Raw genomic sequence first — 22229 nt, 5'->3', positions numbered from 1 at the left:
TAATATGTCTATTATCATTGGTGCAGATGCTGCAGGTTTGAGATTGAAAGAAGTTGTGAAAGACTTCTTGGAAAAAGAAAACTTCCACGTAGTGGATGTTACGGCTGAAGGTCAAGACTTTGTCGATGTGACTCTTGCTGTTGCTGCAGAAGTAAACAAAGAAGAACAAAACCTTGGTATCGTGATTGATGCCTATGGTGCTGGTCCGTTCATGGTTGCAACTAAGATTAAAGGAATGGTTGCTGCAGAGGTTTCAGACGAACGTTCAGCTTATATGACTCGTGGACACAACAACTCACGTATGATCACTATGGGTGCACAACTTGTTGGTGATGAATTGGCTAAAAACATTGCTAAAGGTTTTGTTAATGGTAAATACGACGGTGGCCGTCACCAAATTCGTGTCGATATGTTGAACAAAATGTGCTAATTAGATTATAGTAAGAAAGGTAAGATAAAAATGAGAATTGCAATTGGATGTGACCACATCGTAACAGATGAAAAAATGGCGGTTTCAGAATTTTTGAAATCAAAAGGATATGAAGTCATTGACTTTGGTACATATGACCACACACGTACTCACTACCCAATCTTTGGTAAAAAAGTTGGTGAAGCTGTTACAAGCGGTCAAGCTGATCTTGGAGTATGTATCTGTGGTACTGGTGTTGGTATCAACAACGCTGTCAATAAAGTTCCAGGTGTTCGTTCTGCCTTGGTTCGTGATATGACAACAGCTCTTTATGCAAAAGAACAATTGAACGCTAACGTTATCGGTTTTGGTGGTAAAATCACTGGTGAATTGCTTATGTGTGATATCATTGAAGCTTTCATCAATGCTGAATACAAACCATCAGAAGAAAACAAAAAATTGATTGCGAAAATTGAGCACGTTGAAACTCACAATGCTCATCAAGCAGATGCAAACTTCTTTACAGAATTCCTTGAAAAATGGGATCGCGGTGAATACCACGACTAAGAGGTGACGCATGATTTTAACAGTCACAATGAATCCATCCATTGATATTTCCTATCCTTTGGATGAATTGAAAATTGACACTGTCAACCGTGTGGTGGACGTGACAAAAACAGCTGGTGGTAAAGGACTCAATGTTACACGAGTTCTTTCAGAATTTGGTGATTCTGTTGCTGCTACAGGTTTAGTTGGGGGTAGACTCGGTGACTATCTAGTAGAAAACATTGACGATAAAGTAACGAAACGTTTCTTCTCAATTCAAGGAGAGACTCGTAACTGTATCGCTATTCTACACGGAGACAACCAAACTGAAATTCTTGAGAAAGGGCCTAAGGTTCTGGAACAAGAAGGTCAAGATTTCTTGGCTCATTTCGAGGATCTCCTTGACACTGTGGAAGTAGTGGCTATCTCTGGTAGTCTGCCAGCAGGTCTTCCAGTTGACTACTATGCAAACTTGGTAGAACTTGCTAATAAAGCAGGGAAACCAGTTGTTCTAGACTGCTCAGGTGCGGCTCTTCAGGCTGTCCTTGAATCACCACACAAACCGACAGTTATCAAACCAAATAACGAAGAATTGTCACAACTTCTTGGAAGAGAAGTTTCAAAAGATTTGGATGAGCTAAAAGAAGTTCTTTCAGAACCGCTATTTGATGGTATTGAGTGGATTATCGTATCACTTGGTGCAGATGGTGCTTTTGCCAAACATGGGGACACTTTCTACAAGGTAAATATTCCTAGAATACAAGTAGTTAATCCAGTTGGATCTGGAGATTCTACTGTTGCAGGTATTTCATCAGGACTTCTTCATAAGGAATCGGATGCAGAACTCCTCATCAAGGCAAATGTCCTTGGTATGCTCAACGCTCAAGAAAAAATGACAGGTCATGTTAACATGGCCAACTATCAAGCCCTATATGATCAATTATTAGTGAAAGAGGTATAAAATGGCTTTAACAGAAAACAAACGTGCATGCTTAGAAAAACTTTCAGATGAGAATGGCATTATCTCAGCTCTTGCCTTTGACCAACGTGGTGCTTTGAAACGCCTCATGGCTCAATACCAAACAGAGGAGCCAACAGTGGCTCAAATGGAAGAACTCAAAGTCTTGGTAGCAGATGAATTGACTAAATACGCTTCTTCTATGCTTCTAGACCCTGAGTATGGTCTTCCAGCTACAAAAGCGCTTGATCCAAATGCTGGCCTTCTTCTCGCTTATGAGAAAACTGGTTACGACACAACAAGCACCAAACGCTTACCTGACTGCTTGGATGTTTGGTCTGCTAAACGCATCAAAGAACAAGGTGCGGATGCAGTCAAATTCTTGCTTTACTACGATGTAGACAGTTCTGACGAACTCAACCAAGAAAAACAAGCCTACATCGAACGCATCGGTTCTGAATGTGTGGCGGAAGATATTCCATTCTTCCTTGAAATCTTGGCTTACGATGAAAAAATCGCTGATGCTGGCTCTGCAGAATACGCCAAAGTAAAACCACAAAAGGTTATCGGTGCCATGAAGGTCTTTTCAGACCCACGCTTTAATATCGACGTCTTGAAAGTGGAAGTTCCAGTCAATGTCAAATACGTTGAAGGCTTTGCCGATGGTGAAATCGTTCATACACGCGAAGAAGCAGCAGCCTTCTTCAAAGCACAAGATGAAGCAACGAACTTGCCATACATCTACTTGAGTGCAGGTGTATCAGCTAAACTCTTCCAAGAAACCCTTGTCTTTGCCCACGAGTCAGGCGCAAACTTCAATGGTGTTCTTTGCGGCCGTGCAACTTGGGCTGGATCAGTTGAAGCCTACATCAAAGACGGTGAGGCAGCAGCTCGTGAATGGCTTCGCACAACAGGTTTTGAGAACATTGACGAACTCAACAAGGTTCTTCAAACCACAGCGACTTCATGGAAAGAACGCATCTAATTTAATCTTGAATGTAGAAATCAAAAAACGTAGTAAGTTTCAGGACTTACTACGTTTTTCTTCTATGTAAGCTAATTTTTCAGCTCGTTTCTTCTTTTTGAAAAGAGCTTCAGCCGACATGGCTGCAGATTTGTCGGGATGTTCCTCTTGATAGATGAGTGTGACGGGCAATCGGGCGCGAGTGTACTTGGCTCCTTTTCCAGACTGATGTGTTTTGAGACGAGCTTCTACATCGGTGGTATAGCCTGTGTAGAGGGTGCCGTCTCCGCATTCAAGGACGTACATATAGGCTTTATTTTCCATAGTAAATCTCTTGAATTTCTGGTGTATAGCTGCCATCTTGCTCGTGGATAAAGAGAGGTGGGAGGATTTTCAGGCCGTCTGGTGAACCATCTTTAATAGCCTCGATTAAGAGCATATTGGCTTCTCTCCCCTGCTTGGGATAGACAAACTGGATGCGCTTGGGCGCTAGATTATGGTTTTTCATGGTTTCTAAAATATCCAAAAATCGGTCAGGACGGTGAACCATTGCTAAGCGGCCATTGGATTTGAGAACTCGCTGGGCAATCGTGCAAATTTCTTCTAAATTTGTAGCAACTTCGTGACGCGCTAGCAGATAATGCTCACTGCCGTTGAGATTGGAATGTTCATCGACCTTGAAATAGGGAGGATTGCAGAGAATGATGTCAACCTTGCTGCCAGAGATGTGGTTGCCTAGATTTTTCAAGTCGTCATGGATAACCCACATCTGTTGAGCAAGGTCATTTAGTTCAATGGAACGCTGAGCCATATCGGCCAGACGCTCCTGAATTTCCACCGCTAGAATCTGGGCCTGAGTCCGTGTGCTAGCAAAGAGACCAACAGCCCCGTTTCCAGCGCAGAGATCGACGATGAGTCCTCGTTTGGGTAGCTTTGGAAAGCGAGAAAGCAGGACACTATCGACTGAATAGCTAAAAACCTCGCTATTTTGAATGATTTTTATATCAGTGGAAAAGAGTTGGTTGATTCTTTCTCCGTCTTTTAATTTTGCTTCTGTCATACCAACATTATAGCATGATTAAGTGCTATTCTAAAGAAGAAAGAGAAATTTTATAGGAAAAAACACCTGACAGAAACAGTCAGGTGCGAATTTTAGTCGAATTCATATTTTTGCTTGATGGTACAAGCGATGAAAATTCCGATAAAGAAAACCATGAGAATCAGATAGACTGGCAAGGTTGCGGCTGTCAGCGTCGCAATTTCCAAAAGGTGTTGCAGGACAAAGGCGGATAGATAGAAGCCTGCGACTGAAAAAATGATCAGAAGAGCGCGCCAGAGGTTGAGTGGCAGGCAGGCTCGGATGACGGACAGGAAGCTGATGCTGCCTAGTAAGTAGTAGGTCAGTGTTGCCATTTCAATGTCGCTCCAGCCATGGTTGCTGCCCCAGATACGGACAAATAGCACACTGAAGATAATCATGAGGGAGCTTGGCAGAGCCAGCTGCAGGGAGCGTTTGAGGAAGTGCTTTTCGACCGGCTTAATATTGCGCTCAAAGGTGAGGACAAAGGGTGGGAGACCTTCAACAAACTGGTCAATCAAGGTGATCTGAATCGGGATGAATGGGAAAATCAAGAGGTATTCAGATTTTCCGAGCAGGATACTGGCGATACAGATGATAGCTAGGAGGAAGGAATAAATGGTCTTGATGAAGAAAATCGGAGCAATCCGTCCGATATTATTGACGACTCGGCGACCTTCAAAAAGAATCTCAGGGACATCATTAAAGTCGGAATTAAGAAGGACCAAGTTGGCAATCTGCCGAGTTGCGGGGTCACCCTCCGCCATGACGATGGAGCAGTCTGCTTCGCGCAAGGCCAAGATATCATTAACCCCATCTCCGGTCATAGCTGTTGTCCGACCAGCGGCCTTGAGAGTCTGGATGAGCAGCTTCTTCTGATGAGGAGAAACTCGGCCGAAGATGGCTGTTTCTTCTGCTTGCTCAACCAGTTCTTGATCGCTGATTTTAGAGCAGTCGATGTAGCTGTCGTAGTTGGCAAATCCAGCCTGGCTCGCAATATGTGAAACGGTCACAGGATTGTCACCAGAGATGATTTTCAGATCAACATCCTGAGAGCGCAGGTAGTCCAGTGTCTCAGCCGCTCCCTCACGAATAGGATCAGTGATTTCCAGAACAGCTAAAGCGGTCATATCTTCAGGCAGTTGGATACTGTGTTTGTCTAGCACTTGGTCGCTGTGAGCCAGTACCAAAACCCGTGATCCGCGTTTTTGAGCCTCTCCAACCGCTGCAGGATTGCTGTCCAGTAGCATTTCAGGCGCTCCCAGAAAGATAGTTCCGACACTTGATAAATGCATAGCGCCCCATTTTCGGTCGCTAGAAAATGGAATAACATTGTCGCTAGTATAGGTGTGCTCTAAATGGCCGTAGCCCTTGCGGATAGCCTGGGCTGTTGGGTTATTATCCTCGCTGGTTTGGATGTAGGCTGCTAAGATTTGACCGACGGTCTCATCAGAAAACTTATCTGACAGGCTATGCAAGGCTTCAACAGTCATCTTACCTTGGGTAATTGTACCGGTCTTGTCCAGGCAGAGAGTATCTACCCGAGCCAGCGTCTCAACAGAATACATTTCCTGAACAAGGACCTTGCGCATGCCTAGCTTGATGACAGCTGTCAGGAGTGACGTGACTGTTAGCAGGGCGATTCCCTTAGGCAGCATACCCAAAAGAGCTGTCGAGCTGGTAATGACAGAGTTCTTGACAGGCAGGCCCTTTATCATCAGGGCTTCAAAGAAGAGAGCCATTCCGAAAGGAATGATGATTTTTCCAGTAAAGCGAGAAATTTTCGCAAGATTGTATAGAATGCGCGAGTTGATAGGCTTGAGGGTTTTAGCCTCAGTCATGAGCTTGTTGGCATAGTTGTCTGCGCCGACATGGTGTACCTCAGCATAGATCTGCCCACTAGCCAGAAAGCTACCAGACAGCAGCTCAGCGCCTCCTTCCTTGAGAACCAAGTCACTCTCACCTGTCAGCATGGCTTCATTGGCCTCGGCAACACCCTCTACTACACGGGCATCACTGGGAATTTGCTCGCCGGCTGACAGCTTGATCAGGTCACCCAGTACAATTTCTTCTGGCTGAATCTTGACTTCCTGGCCATCGCGGATGACTGTGACCAGCTCTCGGCTGACCAGATTAAGCTTGTCAATCATGTGCTTGGCCCGCAGCTCTGTGATAATACCAGTGACGGCATTAAAGCTGATTACTGCGAAGAAGACCAGATTACTCCAAGCTTGGACAGAGACCAAGGCCAGAGCGATCACAAAGTTAAGGGCATTAAAAAGGGTGAAAACATTCCGCTTAACGATTTGCCAGTTACTAGTACTGGTGTCACTAGTAAAATCGTTGGTCAAGCCCTGCGAAATCTTTTCATTTACTTGGGTTTGGTTTAAACCGATTAATTCTTTCTTATTCATGAAAATAATGATACCATTTTTTTATAGAAATAGCTATCGGAATCAGCTGTTACAGCCAAAGTTTGGAAAAATATTGCAGACTATAAGGGTATAGGGTATAATGAGAAAGGATGTAATCAATTTCAAGTACAATCACAATTTGAAATAAGGAGAGTTTATGTTTTATACTTATTTGCGAGGATTGGTAATTTTTATCCTCTGGGCTTTGAACGGAAATGCCCATTACCATAATAAGGAGAAGATTCCTTCACAAGATGAAAACTATATCTTGGTTGCCCCTCACCGGACATGGTGGGATCCAGTTTACATGGCTTTTGCGACCAAGCCCAAGCAGTTCATTTTCATGGCCAAGAAACAGCTCTTTGAAAATCGCGTGTTCGGCTGGTGGATTCGCATGTGTGGTGCCTTTCCTATCGACCGGGAAAATCCTGGTCCGTCAGCTATCAAATACCCTGTGAATATGCTGAAAAAGAACAATCGTTCTCTGATTATGTTCCCAAGCGGCAGCCGCCATTCTACGGATGTCAAGGGAGGAGTGGCAGTGATTGCTAAGATGGCTAAGGTTCGGATCATGCCGGTTGTCTATGCTGGTCCCATGAGCCTCAAAGGCTTGGCAGCTGGGGAGCGCGTGGACATGAACTTCGGCAATCCAATTGATATTTCTGATATCAAAAAGATGAATGATGAGGGAGTTGAGGAAGTGGCTCGTCGGATTCAGGCAGAGTTTGACCGCTTGGATGCAGAAGTAGCGCCCTACCAGACAGGTAAAAAACCAAATATCTTCTGGCGGATTTTACGAGCAATTGCCTTTATTCCAGCAGCTTTGATTGGTATTTTGACCTTCATTTTTAGTTTCCTTGCAAGCTTTGTCTGGGATCCAGATAAGCATAGAAAATAAGATACGAATCAGCTTGCTGAGCAATCTTGCTTGGGAGCTGATTTTTTTATGCGAGTGAGTTATAATGTTGGTATGTTTTATAAGGAGGATGCTATGTCTCTTGCTTTTTTATCTTTTGTAACCTTATCACTGTTTATGCTGCACGAGTTTGATGAGATTATCCTGATTCGGCCTTGGATTTCTCAGAATCAAGACCATCAAGTCTATCAAAAGGAGATGTTCATTGCCAGAAGAGGAAGTTATCTTTCTGCTGAAAGCATTGTTCTGATGATTGCAGAGGAATTTCTACTGGCTTTTATCCTTTTGTTGCTTGCGATTCTATTTCGCATTCCTGAGCTAGCTTTGGCTATTGGTTTCTGTCATACTCTTCATCTGCTGGGCCATATCATACAAGTGTTTCGCTTTCATCGCTGGGTACCGGGCGGCTTCACAGCTTTGACGACTTTTCCTATACTCATCTTAGTCTTGGTCCTTTATCTGAGTCAGCAGTCAGTTTCTTGGCCGCTGCTTCTGATTCTAAGCGCTCTAGTCATGGCTTTTCTTTTGGCAAATCTGGCTTTTTTACATAGCAGAGCTCAAAAGATAGAAGCTTGGATATACAGGATAAGCAAAGCAGACTGATATTGCAGCTTCTATTTTTGTCAATGGTCTTTCTATCTACTACTTCTTGAAAAATAAAGATTTTAAAATATGACAAGCTGAAAATTCTCTCGGTTTGTCATATTTTTTTTGAATTTTTTACGAATATAAAGATAAAGGAGAAAAATTATGTTTGAAGAAATAGTTGAAAAGTTAAAGGAATACAAAATTTTTGTTGGACTTTCCTTATTTGGGGTCGTCTTGGCTGGCTTTTTCTTGCTGAAGGGCAACGCTCAGCCACAGAATCAGGTCAGTGCACTGGCTCAGGAAGTGGTCACATCAGCTTCATCTGAAACCAATGCAGAAAAAAGAAGTGCGAATCAAGAAAAAATCGATTCAGAAAAAGATATGGATTCAGAGGAATCTGAGAAAGAAGTAACAGTTGATGTCAAAGGAGCTGTCAAAAATCCAGGAGTTTATCAGTTGCAGGCAGGAGCGCGTGTGTACGATGCTCTACAAAAAGCAGGTGGTTTACTGCCGGATGCTGAGTCCAAATCCATCAACCAAGCTCAAAAATTAACAGATGAAGCGGTTGTTTATGTAGCTAAAGTCGGTGAGGAAGGGGCAGATGTGACGCAAACTAGTCAGACGCCAGCTGGAAATGGGGGAACAGAGAAAGGGAAGTCTGGCTTGGTCAATCTCAATACGGCGACCGAAGCTGAACTTCAGACGGTTTCAGGCATCGGTCAAAAGAAAGCGCAAGACATCATCGCTTATCGGGAAGCCAATGGCAAGTTTAAGTCAGTAGACGAGCTGAAAAATGTTTCAGGAATCGGTGCAAAAACCTTAGAAAAGTTAAAAGACTATGTCACAGTGGATAAATAAATTTCCCATCAAACCTATCTATTTTTGTCTTTTGCTGGTGCTGACCTACTTTGCGATTTACACTAGTAGTCTGCCAGCCTATCTAGGTTTAGCAGTTCTCCTTGTTCGGCTCTTTTGGCTTTATTCGACTAGAAATAGTCTGCTTGTTTTGGTGTTCTTGAGTCTCTTTGCAGGATTTTTCCTATTTCGGAGAGAAATGGCTAATCAAGCCTTTCAAGATGAGCCGGAAACCATTTCTACCATTGTGATGAAGCCAGATACAATTAAAGTCAATGGCGACTCGCTTTCTTTTCGCGGTCATTCCAATGGTCGAACTTATCAGGCCTTTTATAAAATCCAGTCAGAAAAGGAAAAAATCGCTTTTCAAAAGCTGAGCGATCAATTGCTTTTGGAGATTGATGGAGAGCTTAGTTTAGCAGAAAACCAGCGTAATTTTTCAGGTTTTGACTATCGGGCTTACCTGAAAACACAGGGGATTTACAGGATTTTGAAAATCAATCAAATCAAGTCCAGTCAGCATTTTAGCAGTCTTAATCCTTGGGATTGGCTGTCGGTCTGGCGGAGAAAAGCCTTGGTTTATATCAAAGGAAACTTTCCTAGTCCTATGAGCCATTATATGACTGGGCTTTTGTTTGGTGACTTGGACACAGATTTTGCTGAGATGAATGAACTTTATTCCAGTCTGGGGATTATCCATCTCTTTGCCCTATCTGGCATGCAGGTCGGCTATTTCATGGATGGTTTTCGCAGGCTTCTCCTGAAATCTGGTTTAAAAAGGGAAACCGTCGATTGGATTCAGTTGCCCTTTTCCTTTATCTATGCGGGGTTGACGGGCTTTTCAGTATCGGTTGTGAGAAGTTTAGTGCAAAAGCTGCTCTCGCAGTTTGGTGTGACTAAGCTGGACAACTTTGCTTTAACGATCATGCTCCTAGCCATTTTCATGCCCAATTTTCTATTGACGACGGGTGGCGTTCTTTCCTGTGCCTATGCTTTTGTCATTTCGGTCATGGATTTTGAGCATTTACCTCCCGTGCAAAAGGTGCTGGCAGAAAGTCTGACCATTTCACTGGGGATTTTGCCGATCCTGATTTTCTATTTTTCTGAATTTCAGCCCTGGTCTATTCTGCTGACCTTTCTATTCTCAGTCGTTTTTGATCTTTTTATGCTTCCAGTCCTGACCTTTATTTTTGCTCTATCCCCTCTTTTGAAAATTACCCAGGTCAATGTCTTTTTTGAACTGCTGGAAGGGCTGATTCGTTGGACGGCGTCTATTTCCTCACGGCCAGTGGTTTTTGGTCAGCCATCTATCTGGATGATGCTGGGTCTGCTTGTCACTCTTGGCTTGCTCTATGATTTTCGTAGACAGAAGAGAGTTTTAGTCCTTCTCAGCTTGGCTCTTGCTCTGCTATTTTTCCTTACTAAACATCCTCTACAAAATGAAATTACAGTTATTGATATTGGGCAGGGAGATAGCATTTTCTTGCGCGATTGGCGGGGAAAATCTGTTCTGATTGATGTAGGTGGTCGAGTGGAGATTGGCAAAAAAGAAGCATGGCAGAAGCGGATTTCTTCAACAAATGCAGAAAAGACCTTGATTCCCTATCTGAAAAGCCGGGGAGTGAGTCGCTTGGATGTACTGGTTTTGACCCACACAGATGCCGATCACATGGGTGATATGTTGGAGGTGGCCAAGCATTTTTCTATAAAGGAAATTTACGTATCTAAGGGAAGTTTGACCCAGTCGGATTTTGTGGAGAAACTGGAGCGGATGCAGACGAGAGTCCATGCGGTAGAGGTAGGGGATAAGCTTCCGATTTTTGATGGAGCTTTGCAGGTTCTTTATCCTGAGGAGACGGGCGACGGTAGTAATGACGACTCTGTCGTCTTGTATGGGCAATTTTTTGGAACCAGTTTTTTGTTTACGGGAGACTTAGAGGAGAAAGGCGAAGCTACCTTGATGCGGCGTTTTCCGCAACTCAAGGTGGATGTTTTAAAAGCAGGACACCACGGTTCTAAGGGCTCCTCCAGCCCAGAATTTTTACATCAGCTTCAGCCCAAAATTGCCCTCATTTCTGCCGGTAAGAATAACCGCTACAAGCATCCTCATCAGGAAACTTTGGATAGATTTGAGAACATTCAGACACAGATTTTCCGGACAGATGAACAAGGAGCCATTCGCTTCAGTGGCTGGGATTCTTGGCAGATTGAGACAGTAAAGTAAAGCTTTAGTTCCTTGCTCTGATAGCGAGCTAGGGTTAGCTTACCTTGATTTCGAGCTAAAATTATGATACAATGAACCCTGTTAATAAAAATTTAGAGGAGATTTCTATGTTTTCTGCTTATAAAAAATTTTGGACTCGTTATGCAGACTTTAGTGGTCGTTCCAGTCGTTCGGATTACTGGTGGGTTGTCCTATGTCATTTTTTGATTACCTTACCATTTTCGTTGATTGCCTTTTTTGGTTTCCTTATTCCACTTTTTAGTGAAATTTATTATGCGGGATTGTACGATTATGAACCTGATTTATCTGGAGCTATGGCTGGCGCTGGTTTGGCTGCGTTCATAATGTTCTTGCTTGCCATCTATGGACTTGCAACGATCGTTCCTCATCTTGCTATCACAGTTCGTCGTCTTCGCGACGCTGGCTTCCACTGGGCATTTATTTTTCTGGGAGTAGGGCCATCAATAGCTTCTGTCATTCCAGTTTTGAATATTTTAGCTGCTTTGGTTTCTCTTCCATGTGGCATTGCTCTGATTGTCTTGCTTTGCCAAGCTAGCAAACCAGATCAGCAAGTTAATGGGGCTCCATATGGTCAACAAGGCTTCCAAGGTCAGCAATTTGGTCAAGCTCAACAAGCAGTTCAAAACCAACAAATTGGTCAGCCAGGTTTCCAAGGTCAGCAATTTGGCCAAGCACAACAACCGGTTCAAAACCAACCATTTGCTCAGCCTGTTAACCAAGGACAACCATTTGGCCAAGCACAACAATCGGTTCAAAACCAACCATTCGGTCAGCCTGCTAGCCAAAGTCAACCATTTGCTCAGCAAGAAGTACCAGCTCAGACCCCAGAGTTTGGTCAGCCCCAACAACCTTTTGGGCAAAATTTAGTAAACCAGCCAACTCAACCGTTTGCTGCTAGCCAAGCCCAAAGCCAAGAGCAAAGTCAATCAGCATTTTCAACTTCAGTTTCACAATCTGCAGAACCAGTTTCTTCAGTAGAAACTCAGCAGTCTCAGACTGAAACAGTAGAACAAACTCTTGCAACTGCTTCTGATGAAGTGAAGGCTTCTGAACAAATCACTAACTCAGAGTCAAACTCTCAAGAAAATCTATAAGATATCAACCCTAGATAGTTTCAATCTATCTGGGGTTTTTTGTCGTCTTTTAAACTTTTGTAACCAAAATGACTTTCGATTCGTTATACTAGTAGAAAGGGGGACGAATAAAAAAGTATTAAATAGAGAAAAGCAGTTTCAAATGAGAAGTAGCAGCTGCGAGCTTTGGATTAGAAAGACTTTTTACTAGTATTCTGCTTTTTAAAGGAATGCAAGTAAGGAGAGATTTGAGGAGAAGTTGTGGGGAGGTGAGATTATCAAACTGGATGAATACGAAAACATCTTGATTGGCTTTGCCCGAGAGATTGTTTTCTACCTGCAAAAGTCAGGAGCTTCTAAGGCCGAGGCAGAAGATGTGGTGCAGGATGTTTTTGTCAAAATGTTAGAGACTGATCTGGTCATCCCGGCAGAGAAGATGCGAGCTTGGATGTATCGGGTTTCCATCCGTCGCTACATTGATCGCTATAGGCGCGATCGGCATTATTTAGAAATTTTGCAAAAGGAATTTTTCAAACAAGATGTGATTCAACCATTTGAAAACGACTATTATGAGCTATTAAGGTCGACGATAGAAGAGCTCCCGACTAAGGAAGCAATGCTTCTAGATCTTTATTATTTCCAAAATTTTACAGTAAAGGAAATCGCTCAAATTATGTCGTATTCTGTAAGTAAAGTGAAAGTACAACTCATGCGTAGCCGAATTAAGCTCCGCCATAAATTGGAAAAGAAAGGATATAAAAATGGAAACATTTGAAATTTTAGCGAAGAAAAGTAAAAGAAAACGACTTTGGAAGACGGTTGTCATCAGTAGCCTTGTATCCTTAGCTTTATTGCTTTTACTAGGGAAGGGATTGATAGAATTAGCCTCGAGTAATGGTCGAAATTTGCAAAAAGAGTATGAAGTTATGTCGGAAATCGCCTACCCTAATGTTGACTATGACAGTCTTTACTACACTCAAAATTCTTTGTTTTCAGGAACCTTACATTCTGATCGTTTCAAGGATTTAGATGGAGTGAAGGTAGCTTATCCTTCCTATGAGGGAAACTATTCACTCATAGGTGCTTTTAGAGATCCGACTGCGGAAGGGACTTATTTGTCTCTCTCAGGGACCTATACGCGAACCCTGCGTCAAAAATATCCGGTCTTCTATAATATCAATGCTAAAGGGACAATAGATACAAAGCGAATCCCTCAAGAACTTGCTTCTGTCAAAGAAATGCCGAATCAATTGGTGGAAGTAGCTTTGACTTTTGATAAAGCTTATACCTATAAGGAAATCCATCAGATGATACCGAACAATCTCAAAATCAACTGGTACTGGATTGGCAGTCAGTCAGAAGATGTTGACAATACTGGGGCATTGCGCACTGATCCTAAGACGACTTACGGAGCTAACGCCGGTCTTCTCTTTACTTATGATTCAGATGTTAGAAAGAAGGCAAAAGAGGCTAAGAAAGAGCAGCAGACTTTCTTGGATTATCTGAAAAAGGCAGATAAAAATCTTTTCCCAAGTGTTAGTGGGTACAACATGTATAATGATGTTGATGCCTATCTCAAGAAATTTGGACAGCTAGATATTCGTGAACCAGAAAATCGGGATCAATTAACTTTCTCTGGTGTCATCTTGACAGGAAAAGCTGAAAATTTCACTCAATTAGAAGGAAAAGAGTGGATTTATGCTTCGAGTATCGGTGCTTCCGTTCCCAATCAGCCTTACTATAAGCTTGATAAGGAATAATTGACAAAAAATGTGTAAAAGGCTTGCATTTTCAGTAAAATTTGATAAAATAGTAAGGAAAGTTAGACTGTATTGCCTACTGTCTATCTATAAAATATATTTTATTGGAGGCTTTTACTCAAATGGCAAAAGAAAAATACGATCGTAGTAAACCACACGTTAACATTGGTACTATCGGACACGTTGACCACGGTAAAACTACTTTGACAGCAGCTATCACAACTGTATTGGCACGTCGCTTGCCTTCAGCAGTTAACCAACCTAAAGACTATGCGTCTATCGATGCTGCTCCAGAAGAACGCGAACGCGGTATCACTATCAACACTGCGCACGTTGAGTACGAAACTGAAAAACGTCACTACGCTCACATCGACGCTCCAGGACACGCGGACTACGTTAAAAACATGATCACTGGTGCCGCTCAAATGGACGGAGCTATCCTTGTAGTAGCTTCAACTGACGGACCAATGCCACAAACTCGTGAGCACATCCTTCTTTCACGTCAGGTTGGTGTTAAACACCTTATCGTCTTCATGAACAAGATCGACTTGGTTGATGATGAAGAATTGCTTGAATTGGTTGAAATGGAAATCCGTGACCTCTTGTCAGAATACGACTTCCCAGGTGACGATCTTCCAGTTATCCAAGGTTCAGCTCTTAAAGCTCTTGAAGGTGACTCTAAATACGAAGACATCATCATGGAATTGATGAACACTGTTGATGAGTACATCCCAGAACCAGAACGTGACACTGACAAACCATTGCTTCTTCCAGTCGAAGACGTATTCTCAATCACTGGACGTGGTACAGTTGCTTCAGGACGTATCGACCGTGGTACTGTTCGTGTCAACGATGAAATCGAAATCGTTGGTATCAAAGAAGAAATCCAAAAAGCAGTTGTTACTGGTGTTGAAATGTTCCGTAAACAGCTTGACGAAGGTCTTGCAGGGGACAACGTAGGTGTACTTCTTCGTGGTATCCAACGTGATGAAATCGAACGTGGTCAAGTTATCGCTAAACCAGGTTCAATCAACCCACACACTAAATTCAAGGGTGAAGTTTACATCCTTACTAAAGAAGAAGGTGGACGTCACACTCCATTCTTCAACAACTACCGTCCACAGTTCTACTTCCGTACAACTGACGTTACAGGTTCAATCGAACTTCCAGCAGGTACTGAAATGGTAATGCCTGGTGATAACGTAACTATCGACGTTGAGTTGATCCACCCAATCGCCGTTGAACAAGGTACTACTTTCTCTATCCGTGAAGGTGGACGTACTGTTGGTTCAGGTATGGTTACTGAAATCGAAGCTTAATTCGATTTCGTTCCCAGATAACAATTATAAAATCAGACACGAAAAGTCTCGCTTCGGCGGGGCTTTTTCTTTTAGACAAAGCCTTTTTCTCGCAAACATGATATAATAATTCTATATTTTGTTGTTGAAAAGAGACGGTATGAAATTACTTTATACGGACATCCGCAGTCCTTTGACGGCGCATTTGGCTAAGCAAGCTCAGGACTTAGCAGCGGCCGGCAAGCGGGTCTTTTATATAGCACCCAACTCGCTTTCTTTTGAAAAGGAGCGGGCAGTTTTGGAGGCATTGGAAAATCAGGCTTCCTTTGCTATTACGGTGACACGTTTTGCTCAGATGGCTCGCTATTTTGTCCTTAATGATGTTCAAGATGGACAGCCCTTGGACGACATTGGTCTAGGTATGCTATTTTATCGGATTTTATCGGAAATGGATGACCGAGAACTAAAGGTTTATGGGCGGATCAAGAAAGATGCACAATTTATCCAGCAACTGCTAGACCTTTATCATGAGCTTCAGACAGCCCAGATAACTTTTGCGGATTTGAATCATCTAGAAGAGCCAGAGAAGCGCGAGGATTTACTCAAGATTTTCACGGCCTTTTCTGCTGCTCTTCAGGCAGGAAATTATGATGCGACCTCTAAACTCGCAATCTTCGCTCAGCATATTCTAGCCGGCGATCTGGATGGTGAATTGGCTAATCTTGCACTGGTTATTGACGGCTTTACTCGCTTTTCAGCAGAAGAAGAGTATCTAGTAGATTTGCTGCATCGCAAGGGAGTGGAGATTATTATTGGCGTTTATGCTAGCCCAAAAGCCTACCGGGCAGCCTTTCGCGAGGGTAATCTTTACCAAGCTAGTGTGGATTTTTTACTCAAGCTGGCTCAAACTTATGCGGTCAAGCCAGAGTATCTGGCAGGCGATTCGAATCAATCTGATGATGCCTTTGGTAAGATTTCCAAGATTTTAGAGAGTCGCTATGATTTTTCTGAAACCTATGTGGAATTGACCGAAGATGACCGCTCTCACTTAGAGATTTGGTCGGTTCGCAATCAAAAAGAAGAACTGGAATATGTGGCCAAGTCCATTCGTCAGCGGCTCCATGATGGCGCTCGCTACAAGGATATCCGGCTGCTTTTGGGTGATGTGGAGGCCTATCAACTCCAGCTGAAGACCATTTTTGACCAGTATCAGATTCCCTTTTATCTGGGGCGGTCTGAATCCATGTCCCAGCATCCTTTAGTCCAGTTTTTAGAGTCATTGGAACGGCTGAAACGCTATAATTTTCAGACGGAAGATTTGCTCAATCTTTTAAAAACAGGCCTGTATGGAGGCTTGAGTCAGGAGGAGCTGGATAGTTTTGAACAGTACCTTCGCTTTGCGGAAATTAAAGGGGCAGCCAAGCTGGGGAGAGATTTCACCATTAACCGTCAGGAGAAATTTGACCTGAAGCGGATCAATGTCATGCGTCGGAGTCTTATCACGCCTCTATTAGACTTTTTCAAATCTCGCAGTCAGACAGCGACTGGTCTCTTGGCTAAATTTACCAACTTTATCAAAGAAGTTCGCTTGGATGCCAATCTGACTGGTCTGCTGGAAGGTGCAAGCCAGCAAGAAGTAGAGCGGCAGGAGGAAGTCTGGAAGACCTTTTGCCAGGTCTTAGAGCAGCTTGCTCAGGTGTTTGATGGTAGCAAGCTGAAGATCGATGATTTTCTGGCTTTGATTCTGTCTGGTATGCTTCTGGCCAAGTACCGAGTTGTACCAGCGACAGTGGATGTGGTGACAGTTCAGTCTTACGATTTGATTGAACCCATGGCTGCGCCTTATGTCTATGCTATCGGATTGACGCAGGAGCGCTTGCCCAAGTTAGCGCAAAATAAAAGTCTGCTCAGTGACGAAGAACGTCAGGCTTTAAACCAAGCAACTGGGGACGAGTCAGAGTTGCAGGTAGCTAGCAGTGAAAATCTCAAGAAAAACCGCTTTGCCGCCCTATCTTTACTCAATTCAGCGACAGAAGATTTGGTTCTGTCTGCTCCTGTCTTAATCAATGAAGTAGAAGATGCCATGTCTTCCTATCTGACAGAGCTGGAAATAGCGCCTATTTCCCTACCTATCATCAGCAAGCGACCACAGGCTAGTAGCGACGATATTGGGACTTATCGGGCTCTGCTGGCGCGCGTGATTGACCTCTATCAGGAGGATATTGACCGCGAATGGACGCCGGAGGAGCAGACTTTTTGGGCGGTGGCCATCCGAGTCTTGCGTAAGAAATTGGCAGCTGAAGGGATTTCTATTCCCCAGATCAGCAAGGAGTTGAAGACGGAGACTCTCAAGTCGGAAACCCTTCAGGCTCTGTATCCGTCAGAACAGCCATTGAGATTATCAGCCTCTGCTCTCAATGAATACTTTAAAAACCAGTATGCCTATTTCCTTAAGTATGTCCTGCGGCTACAGGAGGAGTGGACCATTCAGCCAGATGCGCGCAGTCACGGGATTTTCCTCCACCGAATCTTTGAAAAGGTTATGCAGGAGCAGCTGGAGCAGGACTTCGACACTCGCTTGCAGCGAGCTATGGAGGAGACTAGCTGGGAGGATGAGTTTGAGTCTATCTATGGTGAAAATGGGGAGACCCAGTTTGCCCGTCGATTGTTATTGGACACGGCTCGGGCTACTGGCCGTATCTTGGCTCAGTCGGATGGGCTGGAGGTCATTGGTGAGGAGACTGACTTTGGTCAGGATGATCGGACTTTCTTGCTATTGGACAATGGCAGAGCTCTTCAGGTGAGCGGCAAGGTGGACCGGATTGATCGTTTGACGGAGACGGGGAGTCTGGGAGTTGTGGATTACAAGTCGGGTGATACTAAATTCAGCTTTGAGAAGTTCTTTAATGGGCTCAATTCCCAGCTGCCGACCTACCTAGCAGCTATCCGAGAAATGCCAGAATACCACGAGGACAAGGGAATTTTCGGAGCCATGTACCTACAGATGACGGAGCCCCTAGCCAGCCTCAAGGAGACCAAGGCACTGGACGAGGCAGTGAAACAGGTTATGAAAAGTCAGGTTTATAAAGGCCTCTTTCTGGCTGACCAAGCCAAGGACTTGGGCACTAACTATGAGAAAAGCAAGGTTAATCTGCTGACTAAGGAAGAATTGGAAGTGATTTTGGCCTACAATGCCTACCTCTATCAGCAAGTAGCAGAAGGCATTTTAGCTGGTCGATTTGCCATCAATCCTTATACAGAAAATGGGCGCAGCATTGCCCCTTACGTGGACCAGTTTAAGGCCATTACAGGATTTGAAGCCAATCTCCATCTGGGGCAGGCTAGACAGCTGACAAAGCTAAATCTTGAGCAGTACGAAAAACGACCGACAGGTGAGAAGCTACGGCAAGCCTGGCTAGAAAAAATCAAGGAGGAGTTGGATAAATGAGACGGATTCCCTTTTTAAACGAGCAGGATATCCTAGTCAAGCAGGCTGAGGAAGCTGCCTCTGACAAGCCACAAAAGCGTACACCAGAGCAGATCCAAGCCATCTACTCCTCTGGTCAGAATATTCTCGTCTCAGCTTCGGCTGGCTCTGGTAAGACCTATGTCATGGTTCAGCGGATTATTGACCAGATTCTCAGAGGTGTGGAGGTTAGCCAGCTCTTCATCTCCACCTTTACTGTCAAGGCAGCAGGTGAGCTCAAGGAACGGCTGGAGAAGGAGTTGAGTCTGGTACTCAAGGAGACTTCAGATCAGGAACTCCGCCAGCATCTTGCCCAGCAGTTGGCTGAGATTGCCAATGCGGATATTGGTACTATGGATGCTTTTACACAGAAAGTAGTCAATAAGTACGGCTATTTGTTGGCGTTGGCACCGCATTTTCGGATTTTACAGTCGGCCAGTGAGCAGCTCATTCTGCAAAATGAAGTCTTTGACCAGCTTTTCGATACCTACTATGAGAGTGATCAGCAGGAATTATTCAGTCGCTTGGTCAAAAATTTCACTGGTAAGCGCAAGGACATTTCTGGTTTCCGCCAGCAGATTTATAGTATTTATAGTTTTCTCCAGTCTACTAGTAATCCGCGGAAATGGTTGGAAGAGACCTTTCTTCTAGGCTATGAAACCAGTGATTTTGGAGCAGAGCGGGAGCGAATTCTCTCTGAGGCTAGGCAGTCTTTGCTGGATTTGGAAGATTTTTTCCAGAGTCATCTGGCACATGAAGGTCAAGCCTTTGCTGGGGCTAAGTATCAGGAAAATATTCAGGCAGCCTTAGATATCTTGGCTGAGCTGACAGAGCAGACTGGATCTGAGCAGTTGCTAGACCTGATTCAGCGCTTTTTAGAATTGGCCAAGACCTCTAACCATCAGGCTTTTACTGCCCGAGTTGGTAAGAATGCAGACGAGCTCAAAAAAGATCTGGCCCAAGCCTATAATGAAGCCCGTAAGCCCTTGATAGAGCGAATTAAAGAGCTGGATGTCCGTCTCTATCATCTGAACTTTATGGAGCAGCATCAGGCGGAAGCTCTTCCCCTACTGGATTTGTTGCGCGATTTTGTCCGAGATTTCTCACAAGCTTATTTGGAGCGCAAGGTAGCAGAAAATACCTTTGAATTTGGTGATATCAGCCATTTTGCTATTGAGATTTTAGAAAATTATCCAGAAGTGCGGCGTTTTTATCAGGATAAGTACCATGAGGTGATGGTCGATGAGTACCAAGACACCAACCATACTCAGGAGCGGATGTTGGAATTGCTGGCTCGAGGAAATAATCGCTTTATGGTTGGCGACATTAAGCAGTCCATCTATCGATTCCGTCAGGCCGATCCGCAGATTTTTAATGATAAATTTAAACTCTATCAGGCCGATCCTAGTCAGGGCAAGCTGATTATCCTCAAGGAAAATTTCCGCAGTCACATCGAAGTGCTGGAAGCGACCAATGATGTCTTTAAACGACTCATGGACGAGGAAGTCGGCGAGATTGACTACAATGAGACCCACTATTTGGTTGCGGGAAATCCAGCCAAACGGGAGCCGAATCCAGCCAATCAGGCGGAGTTTTTGATTTATGATGGTAGCGCTGATAGCGAAGAAGAGGATTCTGACCAAGGCTTACCTAGTATCTCAGCTGGTGAAGTAGCCTTGGTAATCAAGGAAATTATCCGCCTTCATAATCAGGAAGGGGTGGATTTCAAGGATATTACCTTGCTGACAGCTTCGCGAACTCGCAATGATCTGATTTTGGCAGAGTTTGACCGGCATCATATCCCGATTGTTCCTGATGATGGCGAGACCAACTACCTCCAGTCGGTAGAGGTTATGGTGATGCTGGATACCTTGCGGACCATTAATAATCCTCTCAATGACTATGCCCTGACCGCTCTCCTAAAGTCGCCAATGTTTGACTTTGATGAGGACGAATTGGCTCGGCTAGCCTTGCAAGCCTCCAGTACCAAGTCTATGGAAAATCTCTATGAAAAGCTGAGGAATGCTCTGGCTGATCAAGGTCTGGAACCTCAGCTCATCCATGGTGAATTACGCAAGAAACTGCAGCACTTCCAGGAAACGCTGGATGACTGGCGCAACTATTCCAAGACCCATTCTCTCTATGATTTAATCTGGAAGATTTATCAGGATCGTTTTTACTACGATATGGTCGGGGCTCTGCCCAACGGTGAGCAGCGTCAGGCCAATCTCTATGCCCTATCCTTGCGGGCTAATGACTACGAAAAGTCGAGTTTCAAAGGCTTGACCCGCTTTATCAGCATGATTGACAGAATTTTGAAAAATGAGCACGATTTAGCTAGTGTCCCCTTGGCTGCTCCGAAAAATGCGGTCCAGCTAATGACTATCCATAAGAGTAAGGGATTAGAGTTCAAGTATGTCTTTCTGCTCAATATGGACAAGGTCTTCAATCGTCAGGATAGCAGCTCTGCTATTATCCTTAGTCGACAAAAAGGCATCGGAATCAAATATGTAGCCGATGTGGACCTTGATGCTCAGGATCCTCATGCGCCCAAGCGGATCCGCATTTCCATGGAAACCCTACCCTATCAGCAGAATGCCGAAGAACTCAAGCTGGCGAGCCTGTCTGAGCAGATGCGTCTGCTCTATGTGGCCATGACGCGGGCTGAAACCAAGCTCTATCTGGTCGGCAAGGGCAATCAGGCTAAGCTCCAAGAGCGCAAGTGGGGGACTAGCCAAAATGGTCGCTTATCTAGCAGTCTTCGAAGTCAGTTGACCAATTTTCAGGATTGGCTCTATGCTATTCAGTCAGTGTTTGAAAAGGAAAATCTGGCTTATCAAACTCGCTTTGTGACCGATCAGGAGCTGACAGACGAGCAGATTGGAGTAGTGGAGCAGGCTGATCCTATTCCAGTAGATGATTTGACAGGAAACCGTCAGTCAGAAGATATTCGCCGAGCTCTGGATATCTTGGAGAATGTAGACCGGCTTAACAGCCTCTATCAAGCGGCTATTGAATTACCTAGTGTCCGCACGCCCAGCCAAATCAAGAAGTTTTATGAACCAGTTATGGACTCAGAAGGGCTAGACATTATGGATGCGCCTCGAAGTTATCAGCCCCAGCTGACTTTTGATCTGCCTGATTTTGGCAAGAAGAAGCAAATCACAGGAGCTCAAATCGGCTCTGCTGTTCATGAGCTTATGCAGCGGATTCAGCTGGACCAGCCTGTTACCAAGACTAGCATTCGCCAAGCCTTGACTCAGGTTCAGGCAGATGCGGCAGTTAAGAAAGAGATTGACTTGGCTAAGATTGAAGCCTTTTTCGCTACAGAACTAGGTCAGCTAATCCAGCAGGAGGCTGATCATCTCCATCGGGAAGCACCTTTTGCCATGCTCAAGCAGGATCCAGCCAGTGGTCAAGACTTTGTTGTTCGGGGAATCTTAGACGGCTACCTGCTCTTTGATGATCGCATCGTTCTCTTTGATTATAAGACTGACCGCTATCATGAGCCGACAGAGTTGGTGGAGCGCTACCGAGCTCAACTAGAACTCTATGCTGAAGCCCTCAGCCGTTCCTATGGTCTTAGCCAAGTAGACAAGTATTTGATTCTACTAGGAGGAGCTGAGTTGCAGGTGGTCAAGGTGGACTAGCCTGCTTGG

Annotated in this window: 17 protein-coding genes; 14 read left to right on the top strand and 3 right to left on the bottom strand. The window is 44.2% G+C overall.

Annotation, left to right across the window (positions count from 1 at the left end; genetic code table 11):
• Nucleotides 1–4 precede the first annotated feature (4 nt).
• From lacA to lacD, 4 genes are read left to right on the top strand one after another with little or no spacing between them, the layout of a single operon-like run.
• A complete protein-coding gene (gene lacA, locus RWS39_RS00815; protein WP_125373275.1) occupies nucleotides 5–430 on the top strand; it encodes a galactose-6-phosphate isomerase subunit LacA in 426 nt (141 codons plus the stop codon).
• Between the two features lie 30 nt (nucleotides 431–460).
• A complete protein-coding gene (lacB, locus tag RWS39_RS00810) occupies nucleotides 461–976 on the top strand; it encodes a galactose-6-phosphate isomerase subunit LacB (RefSeq protein ID WP_001216921.1) in 516 nt (171 codons plus the stop codon).
• A 10-nt stretch (nucleotides 977–986) separates the two neighbouring features.
• Entirely contained in the window at nucleotides 987–1916 is a 930-nt protein-coding gene (locus RWS39_RS00805) for a tagatose-6-phosphate kinase (RefSeq protein WP_314479398.1), read from the top strand.
• A gap of 1 nt (nucleotide 1917) precedes the next feature.
• Nucleotides 1918–2898, top strand: coding sequence for a tagatose-bisphosphate aldolase (gene lacD, locus RWS39_RS00800; protein WP_314479396.1), 981 nt, complete (start codon nucleotides 1918–1920; stop codon nucleotides 2896–2898).
• Between the two features lie 39 nt (nucleotides 2899–2937).
• On the opposite strand, the gene RWS39_RS00795 is transcribed toward lacD, so the two are convergent.
• The 3 genes from RWS39_RS00795 to RWS39_RS00785 form a co-directional block, all read right to left on the bottom strand.
• On the bottom strand, nucleotides 2938–3201 hold the full coding sequence (locus tag RWS39_RS00795; protein WP_125405784.1) for a GIY-YIG nuclease family protein: 264 nt from the start codon (nucleotides 3199–3201) through the stop codon (nucleotides 2938–2940).
• Nucleotides 3191–3937 carry a tRNA1(Val) (adenine(37)-N6)-methyltransferase gene (locus tag RWS39_RS00790; RefSeq protein WP_314479392.1) on the bottom strand — a complete coding sequence of 249 codons (747 nt, stop codon included), beginning with the start codon at nucleotides 3935–3937 and terminating at the stop codon, nucleotides 3191–3193. The genes RWS39_RS00795 and RWS39_RS00790 overlap by 11 nt, the downstream gene beginning before the upstream one ends.
• Before the next feature lie 92 nt (nucleotides 3938–4029).
• Nucleotides 4030–6369: a cation-translocating P-type ATPase gene (locus RWS39_RS00785; RefSeq protein WP_314479389.1), complete on the bottom strand. Its 2340-nt coding sequence runs from the start codon at nucleotides 6367–6369 to the stop codon at nucleotides 4030–4032.
• A gap of 157 nt (nucleotides 6370–6526) precedes the next feature.
• Here RWS39_RS00785 and RWS39_RS00780 point away from each other — a divergent pair, with 157 nt between their 5' ends.
• From RWS39_RS00780 to addA, 10 genes are all read left to right on the top strand, one after another.
• Nucleotides 6527–7267: a lysophospholipid acyltransferase family protein gene (locus RWS39_RS00780; protein WP_314479386.1), complete on the top strand. Its 741-nt coding sequence runs from the start codon at nucleotides 6527–6529 to the stop codon at nucleotides 7265–7267.
• A 72-nt stretch (nucleotides 7268–7339) separates the two neighbouring features.
• A complete protein-coding gene (locus RWS39_RS00775) occupies nucleotides 7340–7888 on the top strand; it encodes an HXXEE domain-containing protein (RefSeq protein ID WP_314479570.1) in 549 nt (182 codons plus the stop codon).
• A gap of 147 nt (nucleotides 7889–8035) precedes the next feature.
• The gene (locus RWS39_RS00770; RefSeq protein ID WP_314479383.1) at nucleotides 8036–8731 is read left to right on the top strand and encodes a helix-hairpin-helix domain-containing protein; all 696 of its coding nucleotides are present in this window, start codon (nucleotides 8036–8038) and stop codon (nucleotides 8729–8731) included.
• Nucleotides 8712–10952 (top strand): DNA internalization-related competence protein ComEC/Rec2, encoded by a 2241-nt coding sequence (locus RWS39_RS00765; RefSeq protein ID WP_314479381.1) that lies wholly within the window; start codon nucleotides 8712–8714, stop codon nucleotides 10950–10952. Before RWS39_RS00770 ends, RWS39_RS00765 begins: the two co-directional genes overlap by 20 nt.
• 107 nt (nucleotides 10953–11059) lie before the next feature.
• On the top strand, nucleotides 11060–12067 hold the full coding sequence (locus tag RWS39_RS00760) for a DUF805 domain-containing protein (RefSeq protein ID WP_314479378.1): 1008 nt from the start codon (nucleotides 11060–11062) through the stop codon (nucleotides 12065–12067).
• Between the two features lie 283 nt (nucleotides 12068–12350).
• Entirely contained in the window at nucleotides 12351–12821 is a 471-nt protein-coding gene (locus RWS39_RS00755) for an RNA polymerase sigma factor (protein WP_314479567.1), read from the top strand.
• On the top strand, nucleotides 12808–13806 hold the full coding sequence (locus RWS39_RS00750; protein WP_314479376.1) for an anti sigma factor C-terminal domain-containing protein: 999 nt from the start codon (nucleotides 12808–12810) through the stop codon (nucleotides 13804–13806). Before RWS39_RS00755 ends, RWS39_RS00750 begins: the two co-directional genes overlap by 14 nt.
• 122 nt (nucleotides 13807–13928) lie before the next feature.
• A complete protein-coding gene (gene tuf, locus RWS39_RS00745; RefSeq protein ID WP_314479374.1) occupies nucleotides 13929–15125 on the top strand; it encodes an elongation factor Tu in 1197 nt (398 codons plus the stop codon).
• Between the two features lie 139 nt (nucleotides 15126–15264).
• Nucleotides 15265–18552 (top strand): ATP-dependent nuclease subunit B, encoded by a 3288-nt coding sequence (gene rexB, locus RWS39_RS00740; protein ID WP_314479366.1) that lies wholly within the window; start codon nucleotides 15265–15267, stop codon nucleotides 18550–18552.
• Nucleotides 18549–22220 carry a helicase-exonuclease AddAB subunit AddA gene (gene addA / locus RWS39_RS00735; protein ID WP_314479364.1) on the top strand — a complete coding sequence of 1224 codons (3672 nt, stop codon included), beginning with the start codon at nucleotides 18549–18551 and terminating at the stop codon, nucleotides 22218–22220. The genes rexB and addA overlap by 4 nt, the downstream gene beginning before the upstream one ends.
• Nucleotides 22221–22229 lie beyond the last annotated feature (9 nt).

The organism is Streptococcus cristatus (assembly GCF_963529205.1).
Classification (GTDB): domain Bacteria; phylum Bacillota; class Bacilli; order Lactobacillales; family Streptococcaceae; genus Streptococcus; species Streptococcus cristatus_O.
The sequence above is the reverse complement of the archived record's forward strand: the minus strand, read 5'-3'. Positions and strand labels throughout refer to the sequence as shown.